At 74.9% G+C, this 12,067-nt stretch carries 11 protein-coding genes; 9 read left to right on the top strand and 2 right to left on the bottom strand.

Annotation, left to right across the window (positions count from 1 at the left end):
- Nucleotides 1-2 precede the first annotated feature (2 nt).
- Nucleotides 3-1,307, bottom strand: a complete 1,305-nt coding sequence (locus ACZ6Y1_RS02825; protein ID WP_469621549.1) for a phosphoribosyltransferase — start codon at nt 1,305-1,307, stop codon at nt 3-5.
- 125 nt (nt 1,308-1,432) lie between these two features.
- Here ACZ6Y1_RS02825 and ACZ6Y1_RS02820 point away from each other — a divergent pair, with 125 nt between their 5' ends.
- From ACZ6Y1_RS02820 to ACZ6Y1_RS02800, 5 genes are all read left to right on the top strand, one after another.
- Complete coding sequence (locus ACZ6Y1_RS02820) at nt 1,433-1,855, top strand: DUF6153 family protein (protein ID WP_469621546.1); 423 nt, start codon at nt 1,433-1,435, stop codon at nt 1,853-1,855.
- A 77-nt stretch (nt 1,856-1,932) separates the two neighbouring features.
- The gene (locus ACZ6Y1_RS02815) at nt 1,933-2,589 is read left to right on the top strand and encodes a DUF305 domain-containing protein (protein WP_469621544.1); all 657 of its coding nucleotides are present in this window, start codon (nt 1,933-1,935) and stop codon (nt 2,587-2,589) included.
- An 83-nt stretch (nt 2,590-2,672) separates the two neighbouring features.
- Complete coding sequence (locus ACZ6Y1_RS02810) at nt 2,673-2,861, top strand: hypothetical protein (RefSeq protein WP_469621541.1); 189 nt, start codon at nt 2,673-2,675, stop codon at nt 2,859-2,861.
- Nucleotides 2,862-2,975: 114 nt separating this feature from the next.
- Entirely contained in the window at nt 2,976-5,546 is a 2,571-nt protein-coding gene (locus tag ACZ6Y1_RS02805) for a molybdopterin-dependent oxidoreductase (RefSeq protein WP_469621538.1), read from the top strand.
- Nucleotides 5,543-6,493, top strand: coding sequence for an FAD binding domain-containing protein (locus ACZ6Y1_RS02800; protein WP_469621534.1), 951 nt, complete (start codon nt 5,543-5,545; stop codon nt 6,491-6,493). Before ACZ6Y1_RS02805 ends, ACZ6Y1_RS02800 begins: the two co-directional genes overlap by 4 nt.
- 12 nt (nt 6,494-6,505) lie before the next feature.
- On the opposite strand, the gene ACZ6Y1_RS02795 is transcribed toward ACZ6Y1_RS02800, so the two are convergent.
- A complete protein-coding gene (locus ACZ6Y1_RS02795; RefSeq protein ID WP_469621532.1) occupies nt 6,506-7,648 on the bottom strand; it encodes a hypothetical protein in 1,143 nt (380 codons plus the stop codon).
- 224 nt (nt 7,649-7,872) lie between these two features.
- Here ACZ6Y1_RS02795 and ACZ6Y1_RS02790 point away from each other — a divergent pair, with 224 nt between their 5' ends.
- From ACZ6Y1_RS02790 to ACZ6Y1_RS02775, 4 genes are all read left to right on the top strand, one after another.
- The gene (locus ACZ6Y1_RS02790; protein ID WP_469621530.1) at nt 7,873-8,472 is read left to right on the top strand and encodes an acyltransferase; all 600 of its coding nucleotides are present in this window, start codon (nt 7,873-7,875) and stop codon (nt 8,470-8,472) included.
- A 404-nt stretch (nt 8,473-8,876) separates the two neighbouring features.
- Nucleotides 8,877-10,043 carry a hypothetical protein gene (locus tag ACZ6Y1_RS02785; protein WP_469621527.1) on the top strand — a complete coding sequence of 389 codons (1,167 nt, stop codon included), beginning with the start codon at nt 8,877-8,879 and terminating at the stop codon, nt 10,041-10,043.
- Nucleotides 10,040-10,810, top strand: coding sequence for a WecB/TagA/CpsF family glycosyltransferase (locus ACZ6Y1_RS02780; RefSeq protein WP_469621523.1), 771 nt, complete (start codon nt 10,040-10,042; stop codon nt 10,808-10,810). The genes ACZ6Y1_RS02785 and ACZ6Y1_RS02780 overlap by 4 nt, the downstream gene beginning before the upstream one ends.
- Nucleotides 10,810-12,066 (top strand): nucleotide sugar dehydrogenase, encoded by a 1,257-nt coding sequence (locus ACZ6Y1_RS02775; RefSeq protein ID WP_469621520.1) that lies wholly within the window; start codon nt 10,810-10,812, stop codon nt 12,064-12,066. Before ACZ6Y1_RS02780 ends, ACZ6Y1_RS02775 begins: the two co-directional genes overlap by 1 nt.
- The last annotated feature ends 1 nt before the right edge of the window (nt 12,067 follow it).

The raw sequence follows: 12,067 nt of genomic DNA, 5'->3' as shown, positions 1-12,067 counted from the left end.
CGCTATGCGCTCAGGTGGCGGGTGAACCACTCCCGCGCCAGTTCCGCGGCCTCGTCGAGGGTTCCCGGCTCCTCGAAGAGGTGCGTGGCGCCCGGGACGACGTCGAGCCGGTTCTCGCAGCGCAGCTCCGCCTGCGCCTGCCGGTTCAGCTCCAGCACCGTCGTGTCGCGGCCGCCCACGACGAGCAGGGTGGGGGCCCGTACCTCGCCCAGGCGGGGCCCCGCCAGGTCGGGGCGGCCGCCGCGGGAGACCACCGCGCCGATGTCCGCCGCCGGGTCCGCCGCGGCCACCAGTGCCGCCGCGGCTCCCGTACTGGCGCCGAAGTAGCCGACGGACGCGGGCGCGTACCCGCTCCGCAGCCAGCGCGTCGCGTCCGACAGCCGCCGGGCCAGGGGCTCGACGGCGAATACGTTCGACCGGTCGGACTCCTCGGCGGGCGTGAGCAGGTCGAAGAGCAGGGTGCCCAGGCCCGCCCGGTTCAGCACGTGCGCCACCGCGCGGTTGCGGGGGCTGTGCCGGCTGCTGCCGGAGCCGTGCGCGAACATCACCACCGCTCCGGCGCCGCCGGTGCCCCCCGGCAGGACGAGGTCGCCGGCCAGCCGCAGCGCGCCCGCGTCGACCTCCACCTCCACCGGCACTTTGCTCCCGGTGGTGCGTGGGGCGGGCGCGGTCCCCGCGGCGGCCTCGGCGAGCAGCGCGACGACCTCCTCGTCGGCGGTCTGCGAGAAGTCCTGGTACCACTCGCCGACGGCCCGGAAGGCGCGCGGCGTCGACAGGCACACCACCTCGTCCGCCTCGGTCCGCAGCCACGCCACCGCGTCCGGCGGAGCCACCGGAGCGGCGAGCACCACCCGGGAGGCGCCCTGCGCGCGCACGACCTCGCAGGCGGCGGCGGCCGTGGCACCCGTCGCGATCCCGTCGTCCACGACGATCGCGGTGCGTCCGGTGAGGGGAAGCCGCGGCCGGCCCTCGCGCAGGTGGTGCGCCTGCCGTCCCAGCGCCTCCTGCGCGGCCCGCTCGACCGCCTCGACGTCCTCACGGGCCACCCGGGCCTGGCGGACGATGTCCTCGCTGATGATGCGTACGCCGCCCTCGCCGATGGCCCCGAAGCCCAGTTCCCGGTGATAGGGGACGCCGAGCTTGCGCACCACGATCACATCGAGCGGGGCGCCGAGCTCCCGCGCCACCTCGAAGGCCACGGGAACCCCGCCCCGGGGCAGCCCGAGGACGACGGGATCCTCCGTCGCCAGATGCCGCAGCGCCGCGGCCAGCCGCCGACCCGCGTCGGCGCGATCGGTGAAGAACACCTCGGCTCACCCCCGTCCAGGGGAGACAGAACCCACGCAACTCCCTCCGGGGCCGATGCGCAAGCCGGCACCCGAACGGATACCCCGGTGGGGCATCGGCGCGGATGGTTCCGTACGATGCCTCCATGATCTCCCGCGTGCAGCCGCCGCGCCGCCGCCCGCCAGGGCGCGGCCTCGTGCTGCTCGTGCTCGCGGTGCTGGCCGGTGTGCTGGCCATGCACGGTCTGGGCCCCGCGCCCGCCTCCGTGCGCGCGCACGCGACGGCCGCCGGCCCCGTCATGGCCCCGGCCCACCATGACGGCCACCGGCCCGCGGCGCGTGCGGCCGAGGGCTGCTCCCACACCGCCGGCGGACCGGACCACACGCACCACGCCGACGCCACCTGCGCGGCGACCGGCATCGGCACCCCGTACGCACCGCCCGCCCCGGCCGCCGCCCGCGACGGCGCGGTGTCCGCGCCCGAGGCGCCCCACGGCGTCGCCACGGCGTCGGCGCGGAGCGGACGGGCCCCGCCCGACCTGGCCGAACTGCAGCTCCTGCGGATCTAGGACGACCCGCGCCGGCCGCCCCCACGGGCCGCCGCGCTCCGTCGCACCCCCGATCCCGCACAAGGAGTCGCACCACCATGAGCACGAACCGTTCCCTCATCCGCCGTACCGCCGCCGTCGTGGCGGTGGCCACCGCCTCGCTCGTCCTCGCCGCCTGCGGGGCGAACAAGGACGACACCGCCGGGCACGGCGGCCACGGCGCCCAGAGCCCGTCGGCCCCGGCCTCCGCCCCCGCTTCGGCGTCCGCCGCGCAGGGGCGGCACAACGCCGCCGACACGGCCTTCGCCCAGGGGATGATCCCGCACCACCGGCAGGCCGTGGAGATGGCGGAGCTCGCCCCCTCCCGCGCCGAGTCGGCCGAGGTCAAGCAGCTCGCCGAGCAGATCAAGAAGGCCCAGGACCCGGAGATCAGGACCCTCTCCGGGTGGCTGACCTCCTGGGGCGAGCAGGTGCCCGCCGAAGGCGCCATGGACCACTCCGCGCACGGCACGGGCGGTACGGGCGGTACGGGCGGAATGATGACGGCCGAGGAGATGGAGCAGCTGAAGAAGGCGTCCGGCAAGGCCTTCGACACCGCCTTCATGCAGCTGATGATCAAGCACCACGACGGCGCGGTGGCGATGGCCCGCACCGAGAAGGCCGACGGGGGCTTCCCGGAGGCCAAGGCCATGGCCGACGCGATCATCACCTCGCAGACCGCCGAGATCGACCGGATGAAGGGCCTGCTGGGCTGACCGGCCCGTAGCGCAGAGCCCGGCGGGGCCACCGGACACGCCCCGGTGGCCCCGCCGTTCAGACGGCCCCGCGTGCCCACGGCGTGACCGTCGGCGCGGGCCGTACGGCGGGCGGGGAGCACGGGGCCGGGCGGATCGCGGCCGGAAACCGCGCCGACCTCACCGTCCTGGCCGAAGACCCCCTCACCACCGCCGCCACCGGCCTGCCCCGGCCGCCCGTGCCGCTCACGGTGCCCGACGGCACCCCGACGCACCGCGACCCGGGCCCGTGACGCGCAAGGGGCGGCCCGCGCCGAACTGCGCCGCCCCCGGAAGCGGGATATCAAGGACGTGAAGGTGAGCGCGGGCCCCGGCGGTCGCCACCCCACGGCTGAGGAGTACGTCTCGTGGAGTTCGAGGTCAACGGCGCCCGGCGCGAGGTGGACGTGCACGACGACCCCGCCGCCGCCGAGGTGGTGCGCGAACGGCTGGGACTGACCGGCACCAAACTGGTCTGCGCGGGCGGCGTGTGCGGAGCCTGCACGATCCAGGTCGACGGCGAGCCCCGGGTGTCCTGCCTGACCCCGGCGGTCGCACTCGAAGGCCGCCGCATCACCACCGTCGAGGGCCTGGCCGGCCATCCCGTGACCCGCGCCTTCGCCGGCGAGGACGCCCTCCAGTGCGGCTACTGCACCCCGGGGTTCGTCGTCGAGGCGGCCGCGTTCCACGACCGCTGGCGCGCCGAGCACGGCACCGCCCGGCCGGGACGCGAGGCGGTGGCGGACGCGCTGGCGGGCCACCTGTGCCGGTGCGGCGCGTACGAGGGGATCCACAGCGCCGTGGCCGCGGCCTGCGCGGGCGAGTACGACGACGAGCCGGCCGACGGGGAGGAGCGGGCCGTACCGCGCGCCGAGGCCCCGGCGAAGATCGACGGCTCGGCCCGCTACACCACGGACCTGCGCCCCGAGGGCCTGCTGGAGGGGGTGATCATCCGCTCCCCCCACGCGCACGCCCGCGTACGGTCCCTGGAGGCCGGGGGCGTGCCGCTCGTGCCGCTGCTGCCTCCCGACGGTGTGGTGCGGTACGTCGGCCAGCCGGTCGCGGCGGTCGCGGCGGCCTCCCGGTCGGCGGCCCGGGAGGCCGCGGCACGGGTCACCGTCGACTACGAGGTGCTGCCGGCGGCCCTGGACGTACGCCGGGCCCGGGCCGGGGAGGGCCCGGTGGTCCACGAGGACAAGGCGGCCCGCAAGCGGGCGCCCGGTTCAGGCGAGACCCCCCAGCTGCTGCCCGCCCGCTGGCGCGGCAACCTGCGCGGCCCCTCCGCCATGAGCAAGCGCCCCGCCACGGCCGTGCGCCGCATCACCGAGGCCCGCGGCCGGAACCCCGAACGGGTCGTCGAAGGCGAGTTCACCACCGCCGCGCAGACCCACACCCCGCTCGAACCGCACGCCTGCCTGGCCCAGTGGGTCGACGGCACCCTCCACCTGGAGGTGTCCACACAGTCCCTCAAGCACGTCGCCGAGGAGGCCGCCGAACGCTGGGACGTGCCCGTCGAACGGGTGGTGGCGAAGGCCGTCCACGTGGGCGGCGGCTTCGGCTGCAAGATGGGGCTGACCACCGACGTGGTCGCCGCGGTGGAGCTGGCCCGGCTGCACGACGCCCCCGTACGGGTGGTGCTCGACCGTGACGAGGAGCTCACCGACGGCGGATACCGGCCCGGCACCCGCATCCGGGTCGCGATGGTCGCGGACGAGGCCGGCGACCTGAGCGCGCTGGCCATGGACGCCGACAGCGACGGCGGGATCTCCGTCGGCGCCTCCGTGGCCGCCCAGGCCCGGTTCATGTACGGCAAGGCCCCGCGTCGGCTCCGCGACTTCGACGTCGTCACGAACCGGCCGCCGGGAGCCCCCTTCCGGGGCCCGGGCGGACCCCCGCTGTGCTGGGCCCTGGAGCAAGCAGTCGACGAGATGGCCCACCGCCTCGGCGAGGAGCCGATCGCCCTGCGCCGCCGCTGGGACGGCAACCCCAAGAGGCACGCCCTCTACGACCTCGCCCGGGCCCTGCCGTTCTGGGCCGGCCCCCGGGGCGGCACCGGACGCTTCCGCCGGGGCGTCGGCGTCGCGGCCGCCAACTGGCTCTACTTCCTCGACCCCGCCACCGAGGTCGAGCTCACCGTCGAGGACGGCGCCGTCGTCGCCCGCTGCGCCGTACAGGACATCGGTACCGGCGCACGGAGCGTCCTGCGCCGGGTCGTGGCCGAGGAACTCGGCCTCCCCCTGGGGCGGGTGCGCGCCGAGATCGGCGCCAGCGACACCGCCCACGGCCCCACCTCCGGAGGCAGCCGCACCACGCCCTCCCTGGCGCCCGCCGCCGCGGAGGCCGCCGCCCGGCTGCGCGAAGCGCTCGGCGGGGGCGACGTCGCCGCCCGGCTGGACACGGCGCACGGCGTACGGGCCACCGGCAGACGCCCCCGCGACCACCGCGGCTTCGTGACCCCCTTCGGCATGACCATGGGCGGTGTCGCGATCGGCCGGGGCTTCACCGGATCGGTCCAGGTCGCCGAGGTCGAGGTGGACACCCGGCTCGGCCGGATCCGCCCGCTGCGGCTGTGGAGCGGCATCGCCGCCGGCCGCATCCACGAAGACATGCTGGCCCGCAACCAGTGCGAGGGCGCCGTGGTCCAGGGCATCGGCTACGCGCTGTTCGAGGAGCGGCGCGTCGACCCCGTCACCGGGCGGGTGCTGACCGACAACCTGGAGGACTACCGCCTCCCCGGCATCGGCGACACCCCCGAGATCACCGTCCACTTCCACGAGGAGGGCTTCGAACACGTCCCCGGCGGCGGAGTCGGCCTCGGTGAGATCGCGACCCTGCCCACCGCGGCGTGCCTGGCCAACGCGGTCCACGACGCCACCGGCTGGCGCCCGTACGACCTGCCCATCCGCCCCGACCGGCTCCTGGAAGGACTGGGTACGTGACCACCGAACCCGCCCTCACCGACCTGTCGGCCGCCGTCCGCACCCGTGGCGGCGAGCTGCGCGCCGGCGGCACCGACACCACCGCCCGGCAGCGCAGCGGCCTCTCCCCGGGCCCGTTCACCGACCTCGGCGGCGCGGCCGGCCTGCGCGGCTGCACCCCGCTGCCCGGCGGAGGGCTGCGGATCGGCGCCCTGACCACCCTTGCCGAACTCGCCGCCGATCCGCAGGTGCGCGCCGGCTGGCCCGGCCTGGCACTCGCGGCCGGGACCGCGGCGACCCCGCAGATCCGCGCCGCCGGGACCCTGGGCGGCAACCTGCTCCAGCGCAACCGCTGCTGGTACTACCGCAACCCGCACGTCAGCTGCTTCCAGAAGGGCGGCGCCGACTGCCCCGCCCAGCAGGGCGACCACCACTTCGGCGTGGTCAGCGGCGACGGGCCGTGCATCACCCCGCACCCGTCCACCCTCGCGGCGGCCCTGCTCGTCTACGACGCCGAGGCCGAGGTCCACGGCGAATCCCCGCGCGGCGTCGCCGACCTGTACGGGGACGGCGACCTGCTCTTCCAGGCGGACCACCTGCTGCCGCCCGACCGCGTCCTCACCGCGGTCCGGCTGCCCGCCCCCCTCCCGGGCGAACGCGCCGCCCACCACCGGTCCATCAGCCGGGCCCACGCCGAGTGGCCCCTCGTCGAAGCCACCGCCCGGCTCGTCCTCGACGGCGCCACGGTCACCCACGCCGCCGTGGCCGCGGGTGGCGTGGCCCGCGTCCCGCTGCGCCTGACGGAGGTGGAGGCCGCCCTGACCGGGCGCGAGGCCACCCCCGGACTCCTCGCCGAGGCGGCCGCGACGGTCCTCACCCGCTGCCGCCCCCTGCCGCAGACCGGCTACAAGACGACGCTCTTCCGGGACACGGTGCTGGAAGTCCTGGAGCGGGCCGCCGCGGGCTGACGCCCGGTCCCCTCAGGACCCGGACGGGGCCGGCCGGGCGCCCGCGACCCCCGCGGCCTCGGCGCGGCCCACCGCCCCGCGCAGCGCCACGGTGGCCGCGGCGCCCGCCGCCAGGCCGAAGAGCAGGGCGGCGGGAATGCCGCCGCCGAGACCGGCGAACAGCCCCGGCACGCCGTACGGCGCGCCCGAGCCGTCCAGCGCGATCCGCAGCAGCTGGCTCGCCAGCAGGCCCAGGACCGTCGCGCCCACCGCACCCAGCGCCATCGCCGGCAGGGTGGTGCGGGTGAGCAGCACGGGCAGCCGGCGCAGCGAGACCCACACCACGGCGAGCAGCAGCACGTCGGCCGCCCGGTACAGCAGCCAGCCGCCGACGCCCCCGGCCGCCGGGAGGTCCCAGCCGCCCAGCAGGAGCCACTGGCGCAGGAGTTCCCCCGGCTCGGAGAAGAGCCCGCCGAACGGGGAGAACATCTGGATCTCCGCCGCGACCGGCTGGTACGAGAGGACGACCAGCGACACCGCGATCACCGCCGTGCCGACCGTGGCGGCCAGCCGGGTGGCGCGCTCGGGGACGATGTTCTGCGGCACCGGACCGGACCCCTTGGCCACGCGCGCCACGAGCACGGTCACCGCCGCCGCCACCAGGGCGGCCACCACCGGCATCTGCCGCCCCGAGGCGATCACGCTCGACAGCTGGGGCAGGAACCGGTAGCTGCCGTGCCCCAGGGAGGCGATCAGCCAGGGCGCCGACACGGCCATGGCCAGCATCCCGGCCACCAGCCCCCAGGCCCACACCGCGAGCAGCGAAGCCGTCGTCCGGCCCTGCACGGGCGGCAGGCGGCGCACCAGGAGCAGCGCGCCGGGTACGAAGAAGGCGAAGAGCGCGGCGAAGCGTATCTGCGCGGCCGTCGTGTACAGGGAGCGGTAGCCGCCGCCCGCCCCGCCCGGCTGCGCGGCCTCACCGAGCGGCAGGGCCGGGGTGGGCTCGTACGCCCACGGGACCAGCCAGCGGTCGAGCTCGGCGGAGACCCCGGCGCCGAACACGCCGTTGGTGCCCGGCAGGTGCAGCGCCTGGGCGCTCGCCCCGGCCCACCAGAGCAGCGCCGTGATCACCAGCCCTCCGGCCAGTGCCGGTAGCGCCGCGCGTCGGTATGTCATGAACTGCCCTCGCCTTGCTCGGTCGTCCGGTGAATCCGCTGGTCAAGAACCCTACGTCGGGGCCGGGGCGAGCCGCGCACCGGTCCGGACGGCCCCGCACCGAGCCCGCAAGTCGCTTTGTACAACAGTGGGTTGATCCACGGGTGCGGTGGAGCGGCGGCGCATATGCTCCGCACGGAGGTCCGTGGTTCCGTCAGGCCTCGCGAACGTAAGGGGAGCGCACCGTGAGCGTCCGCATACAACCCACCGCCCAGGTCGACGAGACGGCCGAGGTCGGCGAGGGGACCGCCATCTGGGATCTGGCACAGATACGGGAGCAGGCCAGGCTCGGGCGCGGCTGCATCGTGGGGCGCGGGGCCTACGTCGGGCCCGGCGTACGCATCGGCGACCACGTCAAGCTGCAGAACCACGCTCTCGTCTACGAGCCGGCCGTACTCGGCGACGGCGTGTTCATCGGCCCGGCGGCCGTGCTCACCAACGACTTCTACCCGCGCGCCGTCGACCCCGACGGCAGGCTCAAGCGGGACGGCGACTGGGAGGCCGCCGGCGTGGTGGTGGCCGAGGGCGCCTCGCTGGGGGCCCGGTCCGTCTGTGTGGCCGGGGTGCGGATCGGACGCTGGGCCCTGGTCGCGGCCGGGGCCGTGGTCTCCCGGGACGTGGCCGACTTCGCGCTCGTGGCCGGGGTGCCGGCCCGCAGGATCGGCTGGGTGGGGAAGGCCGGAGTCCGCCTGGTGGAGGCCGAGGGGAAGCCGGGCGTCTGGGAGTGCCCGCGCACCGGCGCGCTGTACGCGGAGAAGGACGGCGCGCTGGCCGAGTCCGTCTGACGACATGTCGGCAATTTGAGGCAACGGCATTTCCTCAAAACCACAATCAACGAACATCCGTGGGCATACCGTGTCCCTGCACAACGGGATCTGAGCAGGCAACAGGCCATGCTCAGTGGGGGGTTGTACACGACGAGGCACCGGGGCAGTGTCATGTCCGGGCGCGGCGCCAACGCGCCCGACGGGACACTGCCGATCCGCGTGCCCCGGTCCGTCGGCATCGCTGGGGGGTTCCAGACGCAGCCGCCGGACGGTTCCGGCCACGGCGCACGACGCCTCGGGCCGGGACGTCGTCATGCACGATCCCCCTCCGCCGAGCGAGCAGAGGGGATAGGTGTGTTGGAGCGTTGCGGCTCGGACATGCGGGGTGCGGGGAGCACCCGGGAAGTCGGGGTGGGGACCCGATGACCACCAAACGATTAGGAGCACTGGCTCACGACGACCCGGCACTGCACGCCCTCGCGCGGCGGCTGCTCGCACTGGCCGAGTCGGGCCTGCCCGCGATGTACCTGGCCGGGGAGGAGACCTTCGTGTTCACCCGGGTGGGCAGGGTGTCGCCCGACGGCTCCCGCGGGCTGGAGCAGCGGGGGACCAGCACCCGGTACGCGGCGATCACCGCGCTCGGGGCCCGGTTCCTGCCCGAGGAGCGCCAGCGCGCCCTCTTCGGCGGGCGCACCGCCGAGGAGTTCACGGGACTGCTCGTGCAGCGGCTGCCCGGGGTGGTCAACCTCGGCGACGCCGCGCTCATCGCCTGGGCGGCCGCCGAGACCGGCCACGCCAAGCTGGCCGACGCCCTGGACCGGGTGGCCGCGCTGGACGTGCCGGGACGGCCGCAGTACACGGTCGAGGCGGCCTGGGTGCTCTCCGCCCTCGCGGCCGCCCGCGCCGCGGTGGACGTGGAGGACCGGATTCCGGCCGCCCGCGACCGCCTGCTCGCGGCCAGGGCCGCGGACAGCCCGCTCTTCCCGCACGCCACCGCGCCGGGGCTGGTGCCCGGCTACCGGTCCCACGTGGCCTGCTTCGCCGACCAGACGTATCCGCTCCAGGCCCTGGCCCGGCTGCACGCGAGCGACGGGGACGGCGAGGCCCTCGCCGCCGCCGACGCCTGCGCCGCCCGCATCTGCGCCCTGCAGGGCGACGGCGGGCAGTGGTGGTGGCACTACGACGCCCGGCACGGCACGGTCGTCGAGGGCTACCCCGTCTACAGCGTCCACCAGCACGCGATGGCCCCGACCGCCCTCTTCGACCTGGCCGAGGCGGGCGGGACGGACTTCGGCGCGGAGATCCGCCGCGGGCTGCGCTGGATGACGGAGGTCCCCGAGATCGCGGGACCCGCCGGCACCCCGCGCGAGCCGATGATCCGCGAGGAGCTCGGCGTCACCTGGCGCAAGGTCTACCGCGGAGACCCGAAGAAGGCGGTCCGGGCCGCCCGCGGACTGACCACCCGGGTCGCCCCGCGCATCCGGCTCGCACCCCTGGACGGGCTCTTCCGGCCACTCGCGGTGGACCGCGAGTGCCGTCCGTACGAGTTCGGCTGGATGCTGTTCGCTTGGCTCGGGGGGCCCAGATGACCGGACGACAGTTCCTGTTCGGGGTCGGAGTCGACCCCCTGACCATGGACGAGACCGTCCAGCGCTGTCTGGACGCCGTGCGGCGCGGCGAGCAGATCGAGATCGGCATGGTCAACGCCGCGAAGCTCGTCAACATGCGGCGCGACCCCCTCCTCGCCGAGGCCGTGTCCGGCTGCGACCTCGTCCTGGCCGACGGCCAGGCCGTGGTCTGGGCCGGCCGGGTCCTGGGCGTCCGGCTGCCCGAACGGGTCGCGGGCATCGACCTGTTCATGCGGCTGCTCGCCGCGGCCGAGGTGGCGGACATCCCCGTCTACCTGCTCGGGGCCAGGCAGGACGTGCTGGAGCGGATGCTCCGGCAGATCGCCGAGCGGTTCCCGAAGCTGTACGTCGCCGGCAGCCGCAACGGCTACTTCGACGACTCCGACCAGGAGTCGATCGCCGACGCCGTCGCCGGCAGCCGTGCCGGGCTGCTGTTCCTCGGCATGACGTCGCCCAAGAAGGAGATCTTCACCGCCGGATACGGAAAGCGCACCGGCGCCCACGTCGTGCACGGCGTCGGCGGCTCCTTCGACATCCTCGCCGGCATCACCAAGCGGGCCCCGCTGGTCTGGCAGCGGATGGGGCTCGAATGGTTCTACCGCACCCTCCAGGAGCCCCGCCGGCTCGCCAAGCGCTACTTCACCACCAACGCCGCCTTCCTCGCCATGACGGCCCGGGAACTCGTCCGCCGCACACCGCCTGCCGGCCTTGCGAACAGGAGTCACTGATGCGCGTCGTCGTCGTGGGACAGGGATACGTCGGTCTCCCGCTCGCCATCCGGGCCGCCGAGGTCGGCCACCAGGTGATCGGTTACGACGTGGACTCCCGGCGGGTCAAGAGCCTCGCCGCCGGTGAGTCCTTCGTGGAGGACGTCACCTCCGAACGGATCGCCCGCGCACTGGAGCGCGGCACCTACCGCCCCAGCGAACTCGCCCGGGACTGCGGCGGTTTCGACGTCGCCGTCGTCACCGTCCCCACCCCCCTCCGGGAAGGCACGCCCGACCTGCGCTACATCGAGGAGTCGGCCCGCACGCTGGCCCGCTTCCTGCGCCCGGGCGCCACGGTCGTCCTGGAGTCCACCACCTATCCGGGCACCACCGAGGAGCTGTTCGCCCCGATCCTGGAGGACGGCTCCGGGCTCGCCGCGGGCGCCGACTTCCACCTCGGCTACAGCCCCGAACGCATCGACCCCGGCAACACCGTCTGGGGCTTCCAGCAGACCCCCAAGGTGGTCTCGGGCGTCGACGCGGCCTCGCTCAAGGCCGTCGAGGCCTTCTACGGGGAACTCGTCGACACCACCGTGCCGGTGAGCTCCCCCAAGGAGGCCGAGCTGGCCAAACTGCTGGAGAACACCTTCCGGCACGTCAACATCGCCCTGGTCAACGAGATCGCGATGTTCGCCCGGCACCTCGACATCGATGTGTGGCAGGCCATCGAAGCGGCCTCCAGCAAGCCCTTCGGCTTCATGAAGTTCACCCCCGGCCCGGGCGTCGGCGGCCACTGCCTGCCCATCGACCCCTCGTACCTGTCCTGGCGGGTCCAGCGCGAACTCGGCCAGAACTTCCGGTTCGTCGAACTCGCCAACGACATCAACAGCCACATGCCCGAATACGTGGCACGGCGCGTCATCGACGCCCTCAACACCAAACGCCGGTCCGTCAACGGCTCCCGGGTCCTGCTGCTCGGCCTCGCCTACAAGAAGAACACCGGCGACGCCCGCGAATCGCCCGCGGTGCGGATCTCCCAGCTCCTCGTCGACATGGGCGCCAAGGTGCGGGCCGCCGACCCGCACGTGGTCGAGAGCATCGCGGTGGACGCGCGGCTGGTCCGCGTCGAACCCACCCGCAAGGAGATCGCCAACGCCGACGTCGTCGTCCTGCTCACCGACCACGACTCCTTCGACTACAAGCTGATCGGCGAGCACGCCTCGTACGTACTGGACTGCCGCAACCGGCTGTCGGGACCCAACGTGGAGGTGCTCTGAG

Source organism: Streptomyces sp. NPDC053432 (assembly GCF_055585365.1).
This window is presented reverse-complemented; position numbering and strand designations above follow the sequence as displayed.